Origin of the sequence: Lacipirellula parvula, assembly GCF_009177095.1 — a bacterium.
In the GTDB taxonomy this organism is placed as follows: domain Bacteria; phylum Planctomycetota; class Planctomycetia; order Pirellulales; family Lacipirellulaceae; genus Lacipirellula; species Lacipirellula parvula.
Window position 1 is genome coordinate 864,479 of record NZ_AP021861.1, and the last position, 19,014, is coordinate 883,492.

The 19,014-nt window shown below is 63.5% G+C and carries 10 protein-coding genes and 1 pseudogene; 7 read left to right on the forward strand and 4 right to left on the reverse strand.

All coding sequences use genetic code 11. The features are described 5' to 3' along the window. The first annotated feature begins 86 nt into the window (after positions 1 to 86). Genes PLANPX_RS03270 through PLANPX_RS03280 form a run of 3 tightly spaced genes read left to right on the forward strand, consistent with a single transcriptional unit; the run spans position 87 to position 6,203 of the window. On the forward strand, positions 87 to 2,474 hold the full coding sequence (locus tag PLANPX_RS03270) for a hypothetical protein (RefSeq protein ID WP_194175116.1): 2,388 nt from the start codon (positions 87 to 89) through the stop codon (positions 2,472 to 2,474). After that, positions 2,471 to 3,757, forward strand: a complete 1,287-nt coding sequence (locus PLANPX_RS03275) for a glycosyltransferase (RefSeq protein WP_232536293.1) — start codon at positions 2,471 to 2,473, stop codon at positions 3,755 to 3,757. Before PLANPX_RS03270 ends, PLANPX_RS03275 begins: the two co-directional genes overlap by 4 nt. Then, on the forward strand, positions 3,750 to 6,203 hold the full coding sequence (locus PLANPX_RS03280) for an endonuclease/exonuclease/phosphatase family protein (protein ID WP_172991831.1): 2,454 nt from the start codon (positions 3,750 to 3,752) through the stop codon (positions 6,201 to 6,203). Before PLANPX_RS03275 ends, PLANPX_RS03280 begins: the two co-directional genes overlap by 8 nt. Before the next feature lie 71 nt (positions 6,204 to 6,274). Here PLANPX_RS03280 and PLANPX_RS03285 read toward each other — a convergent pair whose 3' ends face one another. Next, a complete protein-coding gene (locus PLANPX_RS03285) occupies positions 6,275 to 7,750 on the reverse strand; it encodes a sodium:solute symporter (RefSeq protein WP_152097345.1) in 1,476 nt (491 codons plus the stop codon). Positions 7,751 to 7,883: 133 nt separating this feature from the next. Continuing rightward, positions 7,884 to 9,878: an FG-GAP repeat domain-containing protein gene (locus PLANPX_RS03290; protein WP_152097346.1), complete on the reverse strand. Its 1,995-nt coding sequence runs from the start codon at positions 9,876 to 9,878 to the stop codon at positions 7,884 to 7,886. Positions 9,879 to 9,999: 121 nt separating this feature from the next. Here PLANPX_RS03290 and PLANPX_RS03295 point away from each other — a divergent pair, with 121 nt between their 5' ends. Further along, a complete protein-coding gene (locus tag PLANPX_RS03295) occupies positions 10,000 to 10,950 on the forward strand; it encodes a dihydrodipicolinate synthase family protein (RefSeq protein ID WP_172991832.1) in 951 nt (316 codons plus the stop codon). A gap of 50 nt (positions 10,951 to 11,000) precedes the next feature. Here PLANPX_RS03295 and PLANPX_RS03300 read toward each other — a convergent pair whose 3' ends face one another. Then, positions 11,001 to 12,212: a glycoside hydrolase family 71/99-like protein gene (locus PLANPX_RS03300; protein ID WP_152097348.1), complete on the reverse strand. Its 1,212-nt coding sequence runs from the start codon at positions 12,210 to 12,212 to the stop codon at positions 11,001 to 11,003. A gap of 384 nt (positions 12,213 to 12,596) precedes the next feature. Between PLANPX_RS03300 and PLANPX_RS27895 the strand changes: the two are divergent. The 3 genes and pseudogenes from PLANPX_RS27895 to PLANPX_RS03315 form a co-directional block, all read left to right on the forward strand. Continuing rightward, positions 12,597 to 12,800: pseudogene (locus PLANPX_RS27895) on the forward strand (type II secretion system protein); the annotation flags it as partial. Between the two features lie 518 nt (positions 12,801 to 13,318). Further along, on the forward strand, positions 13,319 to 15,307 hold the full coding sequence (locus PLANPX_RS03310; RefSeq protein WP_152097350.1) for a hypothetical protein: 1,989 nt from the start codon (positions 13,319 to 13,321) through the stop codon (positions 15,305 to 15,307). Positions 15,308 to 15,340: 33 nt separating this feature from the next. Then, complete coding sequence (locus PLANPX_RS03315; protein WP_198421840.1) at positions 15,341 to 16,693, forward strand: cytochrome-c peroxidase; 1,353 nt, start codon at positions 15,341 to 15,343, stop codon at positions 16,691 to 16,693. Positions 16,694 to 16,949: 256 nt separating this feature from the next. Here the strand turns inward: PLANPX_RS03315 and PLANPX_RS03320 are convergent, their stop codons facing one another. Then, positions 16,950 to 18,878 (reverse strand): potassium transporter Kup, encoded by a 1,929-nt coding sequence (locus tag PLANPX_RS03320; protein WP_232536294.1) that lies wholly within the window; start codon positions 18,876 to 18,878, stop codon positions 16,950 to 16,952. Positions 18,879 to 19,014: the final 136 nt, after the last annotated feature.

The following is a 19,014-nucleotide window of genomic DNA, read 5'->3' on the forward strand; positions in this document are numbered from 1 at the left end:
AACCGGCATAGCGTGTGCAGCGATTGGCATACTTCCAGCCAATCTGCCTCCAGGACGCCCGCTTGCTTGAGAGGGGGCCGACCACGATGTTCCGTTTCCTGCCATGGAAGTCGATCGTTAAGCGCGCCGCCCGGGCTTACGGTATTGCCGACCCTGCCCTCTGGCTCGCGCGGATTCGCAGCTTTGCCCAGCCTTCTGAAGTGGCCGAACCGATTGAACTCCTTCGCGCCGGCGTGCTCTTCCATGCTCGCGGCATCGTCAACACGAAGGCAATCCAACACAACCTCGACTGGATTTGGCCCTATTGGGTCCAACGGCAGTTCGACCCCAACGACGTCTCGTTCATTCCGCGGGCGTTCTCGTTCAGCCATGTGAATCTCACTCACCGCAACTGGACCGCGGTAGGGCTGCCCGAGCTTTCGATCTACCCAATCGTCGACCCCCGCGGCTTGTTCACGCCGCTGCAAGATGGCTGGTCGATTGATTGTTGGATCGTCGGCGACGACGGCCGGTTGCTCGCCCCCAGCCGATTGCCCGATGCGGCCGTGCGGCAGGAACTTGCGATCGATCAGAGCAACGGCAGCGGCGATCTCGCCGTGTTGACGCTCTCGCGCCAGCACGGGGCGACGCTCAAACAAACCGCTCGCGTCGTCATCGAACACGATCAACCGGTCGCCGAACTGCAGATCGTCGCCACTGCCGAGTCGGCCGCTAAACTCGTCGTAGCGCTCCGGCCCTACAATCCCGAGGGGGTGCAGTTCATCGACACGATTGACGCCAGCGAACCGCAAACCGGCTGGCTCGTCAACGACAAGACCGAAGTGATGCTCAGCCGCGCCGCGGCGCAGATGCTCGTTTCCGACTACGCCCACGGCGACGTGTCGAGCTTGCTGCACGGCAGCACCGAGCGGATCGGCGGAAATCACGATCAACCCCACGTGGCGTGCAGCGTCGGCATGGCGACCGCCGCGGCGGTTTATCCGATTGCAGGCGAAACGACGCTCACCGTGCGCGTCCCGTTGCAGAAGGAACTCGCCGCGCTCGGCAATCTTGAACGCTTTGATCCGCGCGTTACCTGGAGCGAAGCACGCAAGCCCGTCGCGAAACTGCAAGTCCCCGATCGCAAGCTGCAGTTCCTCTACGACGCCGCGGTGCAGACGATGCTGCTTCTCTCTGCCGACGAAGTCGTGCCGGGGCCGTACACCTACCGACGGTTTTGGTTCCGCGACGCTTGCATCATGATGAACTCGCTACTCGCCGTCGGCATGGTCGACCGTTGCCGGCGGATGATCGAGCAGTTCCCCGCCCGCCAACTCCGCAACGGCTACTTCCGCTCGCAGGAAGGCGAGTGGGATTCCAACGGCCAGGTGCTGTGGTTCTTCGATCGCTTCGAACAACTCACTGGCGAGCGGCTCTCGGATGAATTGCTCGCAACCATTCCACGCGCGGTCGACTGGATTCACAATAAACGTGTGATGGACGACGCCGATCCGCTCCACGTCGGCCTGCTCCCTGCCGGGTTCAGCGCCGAACATCTCGGCCCGAACGATCACTACTACTGGGACGATTTTTGGGCCGAGGCCGGCTTGCGCAGTGCCGCTGCGATTTACGCCCGCCGCGGCGATCAGCGCGACGCCGATGCGGCGACCGCGAAGGCCGACGATCTCCGCCGCGCGATCGATCGCAGCATCCACCGCATTCCCGCGTGGCGTTCGCTGAGCGGCATTCCCGCGTCGCCTCACCGCCGCATCGACGCCGGCGCCGTCGGTTCGCTGGTGGCCGACTACCCGCTGCAGTTGTTTGCCCCCGGCGCCCCGCCGATCATGGCGACGGTCGACGCCCTGCTCCGCCGCTGCTTCCTGCACGGCGGATTTTTCCAAGACATGATCCATTCGGGCGTGAACGCGTACCTCACGCTCGACATTGCCCAAACGCTCCTCCGCGCGGGCGATCCCCGTTACCGCGATCTCGTCGAAGCGGTCGCGCGGCTCGCCTCGCCCACCGGCCAATGGCCCGAAGCGATCCATCCGCAAACCGGCGGCGGCTGCATGGGCGACGGACAACATGGTTGGGCCGCCGCCGAGTGGGCGATGATGATCCGCAGCCTGTTCGTCCGCGAGGAAGCCGATCGCCTCGTCATCGGTTCGGGGCTGTTCGCCGAATGGTTTGAATCGGACGATGTGCTGCAATTCGGTCCGACGCTCACGCCGTGGGGCGCCGTCACCGTGACGATCACGAACCCGCGCGTGGAACCAATGCTCCGGATCGAGGCCGAGTGGCGCGGCGCCCTGCCCCGTTTGGAAGTCTCCATCCCCGGCTTCGAACGAATCGTCGCCGCCGACGCGAACGTCGACCTCCCGCTCGTTCGCGACGATACAATGCCGATAGCCGCCGCGGACGACCATCACGCCCGCCCCGCGCGGCACGATCATGCACGGCACGACCACACCCTCGCAGAAGGATCGCAGCGGTGAGAATCGCCATGTTCACGAACACCTACCTCCCGCACGTGGGAGGGGTGGCTCGTTCTGTTAGCACGTATGAAGAGGAATTCCGCCGGCGCGGCCACGACGTGCGGGTGATTGCGCCGCAGTTCGAGGGCGCCGAGGAATCGACCGAGTTCGTCCTCCGCATCCCCGCGATTCAGCACTTCAACGGCAGCGATTTCTCCGTGCAGCTGCCGCAGCCGCTGCTGATTTCCGACTACCTCGACGAGTTCCAGCCGCAGCTCATTCACAGCCACCACCCGTTCCTGCTCGGCGACTCCGCCCTCCGCGCCGCCTGGACGCGGCGGCTGCCGCTCGTCTTCACGCATCACACGCTCTACGAGCAATACACCCGCTACGTGCCGCTCGATTCCGAAGCCCTGCAGCGGGTCGCGATCCAAATGGCGACCGAGTACTGCAACCTCTGCACCCACGTGATCGCGCCGAGCGAATCGATCGCCGAACTGCTCGGGCAGCGGCAAGTGACGCAGCCGATCTCCGCGATTCCGACCGGCATCGATCTCGAACGCTTCGGCGACGGCGACGGCCGCCGCCTGCGCGAACGCTACAACATCCCCGCCGATGCGCTGTTGATCGGCCATGTCGGTCGGCTGGCCGGCGAGAAGAATCTCGCCTACCTCGCTCGCGCGGTCGGCTACTTCCTCGCCAAACATCCCGACGCCTACTGGCTCGTCGTTGGCTCCGGCGAATCGGCGGCCGAGATCGAACAGACCGTCGGCGAGTTGGCCGCTGCGAAGCAACTCGTGATGGCCGGCTCGCACACGGGGCAAGACTTGGTCGACGCTTACACGGCGATGGATCTGTTCGCGTTTAGTTCGCAGTCGGAAACGCAAGGGATGGTCCTCGCCGAAGCGATGGCCGCCCGTACGCCGGTGGTCGCGCTCGACGGCCCCGGCGTTCGCGACGTGCTGAACGACGTCACCGGCCGCATGCTGCCGGCCAACGCCACGGAAGAAACATTTGCCGACGCGCTCCGCGAGATCTCGCACGATCGCGCCGCCCTCGCCCGCCGCGGCGACATCGCGCGGCAGTCGATTCGCTCGTTCGGACTCGACGTCTGCGCGGATCGCATTTTGGAACTGTACGAGTCGCTCGTCGCCCAGCACTCGCAACGCCCCGACGCCGACCCCGGCCCGTGGGACCGTTTGCTCGGCCGGCTCGAAATCGAGTGGAACCTGTTCCTCGAAAAGACGAGCGCGCTGGCCGCCGCAGTCGTCGAAACTGAAGCCACGCGGAGCCACCTTGATTAGCCCGCTCGTACTGTTGAAGCGTCGCTGGCGCCGCAAGATCAGCCGCACGCGGTGGATTGCGCGGTTGCTCAAGCGCGATCTCTCGGCGCCACACGGCGACGAACCGGGGCTCGTCATCTTGCAGATCGACGGCCTCGCCCGCACGCAACTCGATCGGGCCCTCGCCGACGGGCGGATGCCGTTCCTGAAGAAGCTCGTCGATCGCGGCCACTTCGAGCATCTCAGCTTTTACTCCGGCCTTCCTTCGACGACGCCAGCCGTGCAAGCCGAGGTGATGTTCGGCGCACGCTGCGCCGTGCCGGCGTTTCAGTTTCTCAATCGCGAGTCGGGCGAGACGGTGCTCATGTACGAGCAGGAGTGGGCCAAGCGCGTCGGCACGCGGCTCGCCGCCGAGCATCAGCCGCTGCTCGAAGGAGGCCGCTCGTATTCGAACATCTATGCCGCCGGGGCCGTCGAGTCCCGCTTCTGCGCCGAAACGATGGACGCCGCCAACCTCCGCGACATGACGCGGCCCTGGAAGCTCGCGATTGTCGCCGCCCTCTACTTCTTCACGATCTTGCGGGTGACGGCGCTGGCGATCCTCGAATTGTTCATCGCCGTCGGCGACATGATTCGCGGCCTCGCCGGCCGGCAACATTGGCGGGCTGAACTGCACTCGATTCCATCCCGCGTCGGCGTTTCGATTGTGATGCGCGAATGGCTCCGCGTGATACTCAAGCTGTCGATCGAGGAAGGCGCCCCGATTATTTACGGCAACTTCCTCGGCTACGACGAACAGGCCCACCGCCGCGGGCCCGACAGCTGGTTCGCACACTGGGGGCTCAAGGGCATCGACGGCGTTATCGAAGACGTCTTTCGTACGGCCCATCGCTCCGATGCTCGCGACTACGAGGTGATCGTCTTCTCCGACCACGGACAAGAGCGAACCGCGATTTACGAAAACGAAACCGAGGCGACGATTCATCAGGCGGCGGAACGGGCATTCAGCGCCGGCACGCTCGCCGGTCGCAAAGTTCGCGGCCTCGACGATTATGGCGCACGCGGGCCTGAGACCGATCAACGCGACCGCCATCTGCTGCGGATGAAACGCGGACGCAAGGACGTGCCGCAGGCGACCACTGAAGAGTTGGAGAACGATGTCATCGTCACGGCGCTTGGTCCGTTGGGGCACATTTATCTGCCAGTTAAGTTGTCGCACGCGGAGCTGCGCGACTATGCTCGTCGGCTCGTGCAGGAAGAGCACGTTCCGCTCGTGCTGTTCCGCGGCGAGCATGGGCGGCTTGAAGCCCGCAACCCGCTCGGTGAGTGGCGGCTGCCGGAAGACGCTGTGCAGATTTTCGGCCCGGACCACCCGTTCCTCGCCGAGGCGGTGGGCGATTTGATGCGGCTTGCCGAGCATCCCGACGCCGGCGATCTGATGTTCAGCGGTTGGAGCAACCAGCGCGAGCCGAGCACGTTCGTCCACGAGAATGGCGCCCACGGCAGCATCGGCAGCGAAGAGACCCGCGGCTTCGCGCTGATTCCGCACGCGATCCACTTGCACCATCGTCGCGCGGCTGACGGCCAGCGCTATATTCGCGGCGTCGACCTCTACCGCGGCGCGTGGCGGTTCGTGCATCCCGATCGGCCGCTGGCGCATCATCGCGATCACGATGCCATACCTGGCTCTGCCTCATTCGCACCAGCGACCGACGACCAGTCGCCCCAACCGCTCCGCGTGATGACCTACAACATCCACAGCTGCATCGGCATCGACGGCAAGATCCGCCCCGAGCGGATCGTCTCGGTGATTCGCTCCTGCCGCGCCGACGTGATCGCGTTGCAAGAGGTCGACGCCAACCGTCATCGCTCCCGCCGGCACGAGCAGGCTCGCATGATTGCCGAGGCGCTGTCGATGAGCCACCACTACTACGCCGTTGCCGATTGGGACGGCGAGCAATACGGCCTCGCCGTCATCAGCCGCTTCCCGCTCGAACATGTGCAGTCGGCTCACCTCACCGCCGCCGACCACGCCAAACGGAGCGAAGCCCGCGGCGCCATGTGGGTGAAGCTACAAACGCCCGCCGGCGTCGTGCACGTGATCAACACCCACTTCGGTCTCCGTCGCGCGGAGCGGCAACGGCAAACGGCGATCCTGCTCGGCGATGATTGGCTCGGCAAGATTCCGGCCGACGAACCAGCGCTCCTCTGCGGCGATCTCAACGCCGGCCCCAAGTCGCCCGTCTGCGCGTCGCTCGGCAGAAGACTCGTCGACGTCGCCTGCCGTGCGCCGAACTACAAACCACGCGCGACGTTCATCTCAACGATGCCGGTGCGACGGCTCGACTACATCTTCGCAAGCGAACACTTTGAAGTGGTCGCGATTCGGCAGCCTCGCACGCCGACGGCGAAGCTGGCGTCAGACCACTTGCCCGTTTGTGCGGAGCTGCGTCTTCGCAACGAGTAGCCACGTTACTCTAGCCCCGGGCTCCGCCCGGGGGTTGGCTACCATGCCGGCAGGCGTAGTCGTTCGCCGCGCTACCCCCTGGCGGAGCCAGGGGCTACGAATAACTTCGAAACGCCCAAGCCGACCAGGAAGATTACGAGCGTTCCCACCACGATCGTAAGGTTCGCATCGAGCGGACTCCGCACCTCCGGTGGTACGTCGACAAACGACGGCAGCATCATCCACGCAATGACGATCAATCCCGTCACCGTGCCGATCAAGCTCGCGACATTGTTCGCGCGGGTCATCAAGCCGAGTAAAAACAGTCCCACGACGCCGCCCGAAAACATCCCCGCCAGTTGCCACCACGCGTCGAGCGCACTCTCAACGCGGATCATCGCCAGCCCCATCGCCGTGCCGGCGACGCCCCAGAACAGAGTCGCCAACCGCAGCACGTGCAGCGATTCCCGCTCGCTCGCCGCGGGGCGGAAGTAGCGTTTGTAAATGTCGCACAGCGTGAGCGTCGCCATGCTGTTGAGGTTCGAATCCATCGACGCCGCAAAGATTGCCGCCACCACCAGCCCCGCCATTCCCGCCGGCAGTTGCGTCGCGATGAAGTGGGGAAAGACCTTGTCGGCCTTCGTGATTCCGTCAAGCAGTTCCGGCTGCACGCGGTACAGCACGAACAGTCCTGTCCCGATGAAGAAGAACACCGCGGAAGTCGGCACGTAAAGCGCGGCCGTCAGCCACACGCTCTTCGCCGCTTCGCGATCGTCGCGAGCCGTGATGTATCGTTGCACGTAACTTTGGTCGGTCGCGAAGTTGCTCAGGTTGATCACGAGCCCATAGGCGAGAATCACCCAAAACGTCGGCATGCTTAGCGAGGCGCCAAAACTGCCGAGGCTGAACTTGTCAAACTCCATCCCGGTGCGAGCAATCTCCGCAACGCCGCCGGGAACCTTCCACACGACGGCCAGCACGCACGCCGCGGTGCCGGCCACGAGCACCAAGCTTTGCAGCGCCCCGATCCACACGACCGCCTTGATGCCGCCGGCCATCGTGTAGATCGTCATGAGCGCACCGGTGCAAACGATGGTCGCGGGAATTGACCACCCCGTGAGCGGCGCCACCGCCATCCCGAGCAGCAGCACCACCGTTCCCATCCGCGACATCTGGTAGAGCAGAAAGCACGCGACGGCGTACGTCCGCGCCCACGGCCCGAAGCGATGTTCCAAATGCTCGTACGCCGACACCTCGCCGCTGCGGCGAAAGAACGGTACGAACCACTGCACCGCCGCGGCCGCTGCGATCGGCGTGGCCAGCGAGAAGACAAACGCGTTCCAATTGCCGCCGTACGATTTGCCGGGGTTCGCGAGAAACGAAATGCTGCTCACGTACGAGCCGAACATCGACAACCCGACCGCCCACCCAGGCAGCGAGCGGCTGGCCGACATGTAGTCGTCGGCGCCGTTCTGCCGTCGCGCGAACCAGACGCCGAGGCCGATCATCGCGACGAGGTACGCGACGAGCACGGCGAGATCGACATGAGCAAGATGAGCGTCAGCCATGCATTTGAGCAGAAAAAGATTTCAACACAGAGGACACAGAGAGCACTGAGAAATACAAAATGTCAGCCTTTGTCGTTTTCTCTGCGTCCTATGTGCTCTCTGTGTTAAATGTATTTTTTGAAAAGGGGAATGACTACGGCGACAACTGCGGAGGCCGCTGCTCCAAATAATAAAAATGCCCATCCTCCGCCCCCAGCAACAACTCCCGCACGCCATCCCCGTCCCAATCAACCGTCGTCGGGCTCGTATCATGCCCCGCGAGTCTTAATTTGTCGACCGGCCCCAAATTACGAAACGTCGTGACTCCATCCGCCTCGCCAACGTTGAGCAGCACGTTCGCATTGATGCTGTTCACAATGAGATCGAGCCGGCCGTCGTTGTTCCAATCGACGACGCACAGCTTCCGCCGGCCACTCTTCCCGGCCGGGAGCGCGTTGAGTCGCAACCCCGTCGCATCTGTGCCGATCCGATTGTGATTGCCGTCGAACGCCGCATCCCCTTCGATCCGAAACGCCCGTCGCCCTGGTTTCAATCGCAACCGATCGCCGTCGCGGAACCGTTCGAATAGCGCGAGATACCCTTCGTGATCAAGCATCACCAAATCGCACAGCCCGTCGCCGGTCCAGTCGACCGCGACCGGCGTCGTCCGCCATTCGGGGGCAAGCTCCGTCTTCCCTGGCGTCCACCAAGTCCACGCCGGCTTCGGCGGCGCTTGGCTTTCCGCAAGTTCCCACGCCACATCGACTGGCTCCGCCGCTGCGAGCCGCGGTTCCGTCCGCGTGCCGATGTTCCGCAGCCACTCGACGCGGCCCAAGATCGAATTCAGCACAATATCGGCGAGCCCGTCGCTATCCCAATCGGCAACGCTGAACGTCGTGTATCCCCACTTCGCTTCGCAAGGGCCTTGGATGGAACCATTGGCCCCGGCCTGAATGCGAAACGGTTTGCCCCCTGCCTGCAGTAACACCGGCGGCGCCCACCGCGGCGGATTGCCGCCATCGAGGTTTTCAATGAACCCGATGTGTCCTGCCGTGTTGCCGCACAGCAGATCTTCGTCGCCGTCCCCGTCCCAATCGAAACTCACCGGCGTCACGAGCGCCCCGAACTTCACCGCGTCGGCTTCCTGTTGAAAATAAACCGGCGGCAGAAACTGCGGCAATCCATCGACTACTTGGCCCGTGTGTTCCACGAGCGCCACGCGGCCATCTTCGTCGCCCACCACGAGGTCGAGATCGCCGTCGCGATCCCAATCGACCGCCGCCGGGATGATCATCTGCAAATCCATCGCCAGCGGCCGCCCGTCGTGCATCAACCGCCGCCCCGCCGCATACTCGGGCGCCGTGCGCGTGCCGATGTTTTCAAAATAGTTGAAGCCATCCATAAATTCGCCGCAGAGCAGGTCGAGGTCGCCGTCGCCGTCGAAGTCGCCGAAGTTCAGCGTTGGCGCTCCGTAGACATCGATCACGGCGCCGCCGGCCGCTAGCTTTTCCGGTTTTGCGTACTGCGGCTGCTCGTTCGTCCCGCCGTTACGCAGCAAATAGACGTACCCATGTAGAGGGCCGTTGGTCCACTCGCCGGCCGCGTTGAACGCATTGTCCCAGCCGTACTCGCTCCAATCCCCGACGCCGACGATCAGATCGCGCACGCCGTCGCCGTCGTAGTCAACGAAGCGCCACTGGTTGCCGCGGACTTTCACGGGGTGAATGTTGTCGAGCGGATGGATGCGTTTCTGCTGGCTTAGTTGGTTCTTGCGAAAGTCGATCAACTCATGCCCCGGCACAAGCAACCGCGTCTCGCCCTCGACGTCGCTTGCCTGAATGTCGTGAAACCCAGGGCCGACGCGTACCGGCGGCTTGAACACCGGCAGCTTCGCGTCGCCGCCGGGATTCTCAAACAAGTACGTCCCATTGAACGGCACATCAGGGCACGACACGACCAAATCAAGATCGCCGTCGCCGTCCCAATCGAACGCCATCGGCCACGCCCACAGCCCAACGCCCAGATCGACCGCCGGGGCGCCCGCACCATACTGCAAGCGTTGCAGTCCCTCGCCCGCCAACACTGGCGCTTCAGCAAAATGGGCTGCCGCCAGCAGCGCCGAGACGACAAGTAAAACGGTACGTCGCATGGTAGACTGACGCCGGTTGTCGGTGAGTCGAACGGCCGGCGGGCGATGCGTTTCGCCGCGGACCAGACAAGATGAGCCGGCATTCTAAATGAAACCGCACGACCGTGGTAACCTCTTCCCGATGAATCAACATTCAGCGCAGAACCTTGCCGCCGCTCAGCGCGATTGGCCCCGTCCCTTGCGCGGCATCATCCCGCCGCTGGCCACGCCGCTCAAGTCGCGCGACGAACTCGACGCGGCGGCGCTCGAACGTCTCACCGAGCGCATCATCGCCGGCGGCGTCCACGGGCTGTTTGTGCTCGGCACCACCGGCGAAGCGGCCGCACTTTCCGTGCGGATGCGTCGCGAGATCGTCGAGCGCGTCACGCGGCAAGTCGCCGGTCGCATCCCCGTGCTCGTCGGCGTCTCCGACACGTCGCTTGTCGAAGCGCTCGCCGCCACCGAGCATGCCGCGGCCGTCGGCGCCGACGCGATCGTCGCGACGACGCCGTATTACGTCCCGCCCGAGCAAGAAGAATTGCTCGCGTTCTTCAAGGCGCTGCACGACGAGTCCCCCCTGCCCCTCTACCTCTACAACATGCCGGGGCTTACGAAGACGTGGATTTCGCTCGAAGTGGTTCGCGCCGCGATGGAATGGCCGAACGTGCACGGCTTGAAAGATAGCTCGGGCGATCTCGCGTACTTCCGCGAGGTGGCGAACGAACTCCACCGCCGTCCCGATTGGTCGCTGCTTGCCGGCTCCGAGAGCTTGCTCGTCGACACGATGGAAGTCGGCGGCCACGGCTGCGTCAGCGGCGGTGCGAATGTTTGGCCGCAACTTTACGTCGGGCTCTACGAGGCGGCGCTGCGCGGCGACGACGCGGCGATCGAGCAGCTGCAAGCGCAGCTCAACCAATTCTCGGCGATCTACGAAGATGGCCAGTACGGCGCCTGCGCGATCCGCGGCATCAAGACGGCGCTCGCGCTGCTGGGGATTTGCGACGAGCAAATGGCTGCGACGTTCCGCCCCGCGACTGCCGAGCAGCGAGCGACGATCGCCGCTTGTCTCCAGAAGCTCAACGTTCCCCGTTAGAAGGCGTCACCCCATTTCACAGGGTGGGTGCGTGCACCCACCTTACGATTTCACGGCGTTTCAATCTCATCCAGCAAAACGCGGGCTTCGCTGGTTTTCAACGCATTCAACAGTTTCGCAACCCGATCGAGCGACTCCGTCTTCGCCGCATCGCCGGCATGTCGCTGCCGCGCTTCGTAAAGTCGGTAAGCAATTTCGAGGTCTGCTTCGTTGTGCGGTACGCCGGTGAACTTCTGCACCTGCGCGAGATAGTCGAACCCCGTCTCCGCGGTTGGCTCGAACATCGTCCCCTCGCCAAAATCGTTCCATGTGGCCAGCTGCAGCATCGCGAGTTCGTCGCGGTGCTTGTTTGCGAGTTCGAGCGTGCGGGCGAGTGTTTGGCCGTCGTCGTGCGCGATTTCAAACGGCACGACGGCGCCGTCGCCTCCCTCCTCGTAGTAATCGTTGAACCCGGGATAAGCGACTCCGCATACAGTCTTCAATTGCGGCGCCCGGTTCTTGAGGAAGTCGGCGAGCACTTCGATTGCGTTGTCTTTCGTTTCGTCTTCCCAAATCCACTGGAACTCGCCGCTGGCATTGGCGCCCGCTTCGGCCGATTCGTACGGCAGCGTTAGCAGCGTAAGCGGTTCGCCCGCTTCGGCGACGATCGCATCCCACTCAGCCGGCTTTTGAAACGTGATTGGCCCGAACACCAGCACCAGCGGCCGCTGCTGTTTTCCGTAGCGAATGTACTCGGGCCGTTGGAAGTAGTGCTCGCGGAGATAGCGCATGTTCGCTTGCGCCTGCCCGAGGTTCGCGGCGAAGCGATCTTCGAACACGACGGCGAACTTGAGGCCGTACTTGCCGACGCGCTCGACGATCGCGTTGGAGTTCTTCAGCAACTGCGCCACGTCGCCGTTGGTTCCTTGCTCGCCGTACCAGTTGATCAGTACGCCGTCGACGCCGGCGAGCTTCATGAGCAGCAGGTGGTACTCGATGACGTGGGGATCGCTCGACGCGTAGGGGCCGATCTTCGGGTAATAGTGCGAGGCGATCTGCCGGCGGCCGTTCGAGTCGATGACGTTCGGGTCGCGGTTGCGCATCGTCCAGTGGTGGCCCCAACCGTCGCCGACGGGCGCGGCGGGGGCGTCGAACCAGGGCATGTAGTGCATGTAAACCGGCAGCGGGTTGGTCTTCGCGACGGCTGGCGGGGGCTCGGCGCGGGCGGTTGCCGCGAGGAGAGAAGCGGCAAAAACGACGAGCCAATGGAGTGAAATGCGCATGGCGACGCGACCAGAAAGGGGGGTGGGGAGGAGGCCCAGGCCGGTCCGCCAGCGTTACCAAGAACAGGCGGGCAGGCTGCAGCTGGGAGCCCCAGTTTACCCGCTAAAGTGCCGATTTCACGCAATTCTCAGTGAGAAAACTCTGCGCAAAAAAGGCAGCGCTCCCCCTGTTGGAGGGAGGGTGTTCCGAGTACCCTTTTAGGAACTGAGACTCAGTATCAAGAGTCTCGTGCTAAGAAAGCGCAGCGAAGCCAGCTAGGCCGTTCCCACCCGCCTGTCAGCCACGCCACAGCACACGTCTCGTCGGACGCGACGTCCCACCCGGGCTGACCTTCACTTTGAATACCGTTGCGTTGCGTTTGCGAACGCCGCGCAACGCGATCCATGGTTCGCACCAACAACTGCAACAACCGCCGCGTAGGCTTCACGATCGTCGAACTGCTGGTCGTCATCGCGATCATCGGCGTGCTGTTGGGCTTGTTGTTGCCTGCCGTGCAATTGTCGCGAGAGGGAGCACGCATCACCTCCTGCTCGAACAATCTTCGGCAATTCGGGCTAACGACTCACCAGTATCGGGAACTTAACAACGGCTTCTTTCCCAACTCACGAATTACAGGCGGTTACGCCTACCGCCTAGCGCCCGGAATGAAGACGATCGGCGATCCGGGGGCGCTGCCCGAAAGTTACGGACTGCAAGCAGTTTTCGAGGAGAAGCGATTTATCGAAGCGGGTTCCGGAATCTGGATTTGTCCATCCCAGCCTGACTACATGCAGCTCTACAGGAACACCTACGCCTTCAGCACCGCGCCGAAGCTGGACGAGCGCAACCCGGAAGATCAGGACACCAACCCCTGGGTTTGGGATAACTTCAATTTCAAGCCGGGGCTCAGCGGCTTTCGAGGTCCTTTCGGGCAAGGTTACACGCTTCCTAAAGCCGAGCAGGTCTATCCGCATCAGTCGTGGAAGCAGGATGGATATAACTTGCTTTATCTGGACGGACATGTCGAATATAAGTCGTTGTGAGGCGGCGCGTCGTTTGATCATCGCTCGCCGTCACAAGAACAAACTGCGATACATCTAGAAGTTACACGCGAGGAGTTTCACTAATGTTTACCGGCCGATTGATCATGAAAATAACGCTGATCGCGTTGCTGCTTGGCGTCAGCTTGTGCGCTGCACCAGCGTTCGCCGCCGTCGACTCGCTCGTGCAGATCGTGAGCGGACCCGTGGCGACAGGGGGATCCAATAGCATCGCTTCGTTCGGATACGATCCGATCGGCGACGTCATGTACGTGAGTAGCTTTGGAGCCGGCGGTTCGCTACGCAAAGTCGTCGACGTCAGCACAAATCCTGTCGGGACGACGGTGGTCTTCGAATCAAGCTTGCAACTCTACTATCGCGACGGCGACGCCGATCGCGGCGTCGGCAGCCCCATGCAAAGCGGGATTTCGTTCAATCCTTTGCCGATCGTTAACGGGAATAACGTCATCGCTCCCTACTCCATGGCGATTATCGCGGACGCCAGCACAACGTACAAACCTGGATTTTCGAGTGGAACGGCGAACCGCGACCCCGCTGCTTCGAAGCGATTCTACACCTACAACCGCGGCGAGCTGCTGAGCGGCGGAAACGCGTCGGCCGTCTACACGACGATCGCTACGATGGCCGACCTCAATAACGCCGCGGGCGTTCCGTTAAATACCACCACCAATAACGGCCGGCAAGTCGCTTGGTCCGGCAATGGGCAGTGGGCTTACTTTGGCGAGTCCAGCGCTGATCACGGCGGCATCTGGAAGCTCGATCCGCTGACGGGCGACATGGAGCGTCTTGTTACCGGCGACGCGAATACCGAACCAGCCGTCGTCCACAACGCCGGCGTCGACACGATTTTTTTCCGTGGCATCGCTTCCACCGGAAACGTCGGCGGCATCGATAAGATCACTTACGACGGCACGACCGCAAGCGCCGCGTCGGTGGCTGTTTCCATCGCTGACCTACGAAGCTTTCTTGAAGCCGACTCCACGATGACGCCCACCATCTTCGCGATGTCGTCCGACAGCGAAGGCAATGTTTACTTCAGCCACAGCGACAGCACCCCGGAACGACGCGGCATCTTCAAGCTCGATACGGAAGGGCGATTGGCGAAGGTTGCCACGCAGGCTGAACGAAATCAGTATCTGACGGAATTGCTGGGCGCCACGACTGCCGCGAACTCGAATACTCTTCGCATGCAGCCGCGCACCATCCAGCATCCGACGGCCGGCGCCATCACGCAGATCCTGTATGCGGAGAACGCCACGAACGGCGTTACCGGCGTCAACGTTTTCAAAACAGGCGATTTTGATCGCAACGGAGTCGCGGGCCAAGCCGCCGACATGTCGCAGTTTAGCGCTGCTCTCAAGGTTCGCGGGGCCGCGATCACGAACGTCGACAATCACAAGTTCGATCTCAACGCCAACGCAGTCGTCGACTGGAAGGACGTCAAGATCCTCCAGCAGTTCGTCGACCTCCCCAACGGCGATGCGAACTTCGACGGCGTGCTCGACCTCGTCGATCTCGACGTTGTCGGCGCCAACTACTACACCGCCAGCCCGACGGCCAACAAGACGTGGGCGACCGGTGATTTCGCCAGCGTTGATCCGCTGTACGCCACGACCGCCGTCGATGCGAACATTGTGAACCTCGTCGACCTGCAGTTGTTCGCCGACACGTGGCTGAACGTCCTCGACCAGCCGATCACCAAAACGCAGCTCACGAGCCGCGGTTACGTCGGCCAGTTCCTGGACGACGTGCTCGACGTCTTCGGGTTCAACACCGCCCTGGCGGGCGACTTCGACCTGAACGGCGTCGTCGACGGCGCCGATTTCCTCGCCTGGCAGCGGCAGTTCGGCACGAACGTCACGCCCGGCACGGGCGCCGATGCGGATGGCGACGGGCTGGTCGATGGCGACGACCTCGCGGTCTGGCAGGGTAACTTCGGCGCCACGGCCGCAGCGCCCGTCGCGGCCGCGGTGCCGGAACCGTCGGCATTGCTGCTCGGCACGCTGGCGGTGGCTGGCGTCGCGGGCCTCCGTCGTCGACAATCGGTGCGTTAACGTCACCTCTTTACAACTAGAAGCATGTCACTTGTGACTCGATACCGTGTAAGCGCGCCGGCCGCATTCATGCGGTCGGCTGCGCTCGTTTTGTCTCTGGCAGTTGGCCAAGCGTCGCAGTGGGCCAATGCTCAAGCAGTGGCGACCCCGCCGGCGCCCGCGGCCGAGCCTGCGAACGCAGCGGCCAGCGAATCATCTGCTGACGATGGAACGACAGCGGCAACGCCCGCTCCGCAGCGCCGTCCGCTACCGCCGACGGTGCTTCGCCGTTTACCGCGTCGTCCAGAGCGAACCGACGAAGAACGCCAGGAGCTTGCCGCCCAACTCCGCGAAATCTACCGCAAGACGCCGTCGACTTGGCCGGCCCCTGCCGTCGACGCCGGCGTGAAGTGGCAAGAGATCGGCCTGTTGCCTGATGTGCAGCACCCTGAGGACAACCCGCTCACCAAGGAGAAGGTGGCGCTCGGCAAAATGCTCTTCTTCGATCCGCGCGTCTCCGGCAGCGGGCAGATGGCGTGCGCGTCGTGCCACGATCCTGACCTTGGGTGGGGCGATGGCCGGACCACCTCGTTCGGCATCGATCGCAAGCCGCTCGATCGCAACGCCCCCAGTTTGATGAACGCGGCGTACCACACGTCGCTCTTCTGGGATGGCCGCGCCGAGTCGCTCGAAGATCAGGCGAAGCAGGTGCTGCTGAACCAAGACGAAATGCGCTCGGCGCCCGCCGACCTCTCGGCAAAGCTCGGCGCGATCCCCGGCTATCGCGAAAAGTTCAAAGAAGTCTTCGGCTCGGAAGAAGTGACGATCGAGCGCGTGACGCAGGCGCTCGCTTGCTTCGAGCGGACAATCACCGGCGGCCGCACGCCCCTCGATCACTTTCTGAAGGGTCGCAAGTCGGCCCTCAGCGACGAGGCCATGCTCGGCCTCGATCTGTTCCGCCGCGAGGCCCGCTGCATGAATTGCCATCACGGGCCGCTCATGTCGGACGGCGAGTTTCACGAAGTTGGCCTCAGCTATTATGGCCGCAAGTTCGAGGACCTCGGCCGCTACGACGTCACTGGCGAAGCGGCGGACGTCGGCCGGTTCCGCACGCCGTCGCTGCGGAATTTTAAAGAGTCGGGGCCATACATGCACAACGGCCTGTTCCCGACGGCTCGCGGCGTGCTGAACATGTACAACGTCGGCATGCCGACGATCCGCCGGCACGCCCACCAACTGGAAGATCCGCTCTTCCCGAAGAAGTCGTCGCTGCTGAAGCCGCTGGGGCTGAACAATCAGGACTTGTCCGATTTGGAAGCATTCCTGGAAGCGGCGTCGGAGCCGTATCTGCGGATGCGTCCGCCGGAACTGCCGCCTGCCGAGCCGCAAGAAACGGCGGCGAAGTAGTCACTGGGTGGCATGGCCTCGACGGTACTCCGTTGTGGCCATGGGGCTCGGCCGCGGCGAGCGTTTAGCATGCTCACGCCTTGAAGGCCGAGAGCATGCCACCCCAGATTTATCTCTTCTGGTCCCCTCCCCTTGAGGGGGAGGGTTAGGGAGGGGTGACAGCAGCGGGTACCGGGGGTCTTCCCCCCTCCCCAGCCCTCCCCTCCGGGGGGAGGGAGCCACAGCATTTGTGAATAGGCAGTGCAACCCGTCCTCGCTACAGTTCCACCTGCGCCCCAACTTCCACCACCCGCTCCGCCGGCAGCTGGAAGTACAGCGTCGCCGCGTGGGTGTTGCGCACCATGTACGCGAACAGCTTCTCGCGCCACCGCCACATGCCGCCGTTGTTCTGGCTCGGCAGGATAATTTCGCGGCTCAGAAAGTAGCTGGCGTTGCTGAGGTCGACCGGCTCGTCGCCAAGCTTGGCGGCCGCGAGGTCGGCCGGGATGTTCGGCCGCTCGATAAATCCGTATCGCAACAGCGCCCGATAGACGCCTCCTTCGATCGCCTGCACATGGAGCCGATCGCCCGGCGCCACGCGCGGCGTCTCGACCGTTTCGACGCGGAGGATCACCACATGCTTGTGCAGCACGCCGTTGTGGACGACGTTCTGTTGCATCGCGATCGGCGTGCCATGGGCGTTGGCTGTGAGGTAGATCGCCGTGCTCGCCGGCTGCAACAGCGGCGTCGTCAGGCCCGCGAGGTACGCCTCGGTCGGCAGAATGCTCGAACCCTTTTCATGGAGCATCAGTCGGCGCCCTTCGCGCCAGGTGCTCATCACCAGATAAATCAGCCCCGCCATCAGCAGCGGGAACCAACCGCCGTTGATCACCTTCACCAAGTTCGCGGTGAGGAACGACAAATCGATCGGCAGGAACACGAGCACGAACGCCCCGGCAATCCATCGCGACCACTTCCAGTGGAACGCGATCAGCGTGAAGAACAGCACGGTCGTCGCGGTCATCGTCATCGAGATCGCGATGCCGTACGCCGCGGCGAGGTTCGTCGAGGTGCGGAAGCCGAGCACCAGCGCGATCGTCGCCGCCATCAGCAGGTGGTTCACCGCGGGAATGTAAATCTGCCCGCGCTGCTCGGCCGAGGTGTGTTTGATCTTCAGTCGCGGGCAGAAGCCGAGCTGAATCGCTTGAAAGGTGAGCGAGAACGACCCGGTGATAATCGCCTGCGACGCGATCACCGCCGCCATCGTCGCGAGGACGATCATCGGATAGAGGGCCCAGTGCGGCGTCATTTCGAACAGCGGGTTCGCCATCGCCGCCGGCCGCTGCAGCAGCAAGGCGCCCTGGCCGAAGTAGTTGATCAGCAGTGCGGGGAACACGACGGCGAACCACGACAGCCGAATTGGCCGCACCCCGAAGTGCCCGACGTCGGCGTACAGCGCTTCGCCGCCAGTCACCGCGAGGAACACGGTGCCGAGCACGAGGAACCCGGCGGTTCCGTTGTTCGCGAAAAAGAGGACCGCATGATGGGGGCTCACCGCCGCCAGAATGCCGGGCGACTGCATAATGTGCCACACGCCGAGCCCGGCGAGCACGGCGAACCACGCGAGCATAATCGGCCCGAAGAGCGTGCCGACCCGCGCGGTTCCCTTCGCTTGCAGGCGGAACAGTCCCAATAGAATCGTGATCGAGATCGCAATGATCCAGTACCGCTCGAGCGTTGGCTCGGCGAGCCGCAAACCTTCGACGGCGCTGAGCACCGAAATCGCCGGCGTGATCATGCCGTCGGCGTAGAGAAATGCCGCGCCGAACAGCCCCAACGTGATGACGATTTCTCGCCGGCGCGGACTCTTCGCGAGCGGCGACAACAACGCGGTCAGGGCGAGGATGCCCCCTTCGCCATGGTTGTCGGCCCGCAGAATGAAGATGACGTACTTCACCGTCACGACGAGCGTGAGGGCCCACAAAATCAGCGAGAGGACGCCCAGAATGTTTTCGGGGCGCGTGGCGACGGAATGATCGCCGACGAAGCAGCTTTGCAACGCGTAAAGCGGACTGGTGCCGATGTCGCCGTAGACGATGCCGAGCGCCGCGAGCGCGAGGCCGCGCGTCGGCAGGTTGCCGCAGTTGGCCGGATGGCGGCGGAGCGCTGCATCTTCGCACATGGAAGCGGTGGCGGAAGCGTTCATGCGGAGCGACCGTAAGCGACGCGGCCGAGGATTCGCTGCATGCCTGCCAGCCGCTGCAGGACGGCAAACTATACCCCGCCGGCACGACGCGACGCGCTGGCGTGCTTAGAAATGCCGAACTCCGCGGGCGTTGCAG

Bases quoted from the DNA above. Each gene is read 5' to 3' on its own strand.
- PLANPX_RS03295 (WP_172991832.1), top strand. From the start codon at position 10,000: ATGAATCAACATTCAGCGCAGAACCTTGCCGCCGCTCAGCGCGATTGG.
- PLANPX_RS03310 (WP_152097350.1), top strand. From the start codon at position 13,319: ATGTTTACCGGCCGATTGATCATGAAAATAACGCTGATCGCGTTGCTG.
- PLANPX_RS03290 (WP_152097346.1), bottom strand. From the start codon at position 9,878: ATGCGACGTACCGTTTTACTTGTCGTCTCGGCGCTGCTGGCGGCAGCC.
- PLANPX_RS03320 (WP_232536294.1), bottom strand. From the start codon at position 18,878: ATGAACGCTTCCGCCACCGCTTCCATGTGCGAAGATGCAGCGCTCCGC.
- PLANPX_RS03300 (WP_152097348.1), bottom strand. From the start codon at position 12,212: ATGCGCATTTCACTCCATTGGCTCGTCGTTTTTGCCGCTTCTCTCCTC.
- PLANPX_RS03285 (WP_152097345.1), bottom strand. From the start codon at position 7,750: ATGGCTGACGCTCATCTTGCTCATGTCGATCTCGCCGTGCTCGTCGCG.
- PLANPX_RS03270 (WP_194175116.1), top strand. From the start codon at position 87: ATGTTCCGTTTCCTGCCATGGAAGTCGATCGTTAAGCGCGCCGCCCGG.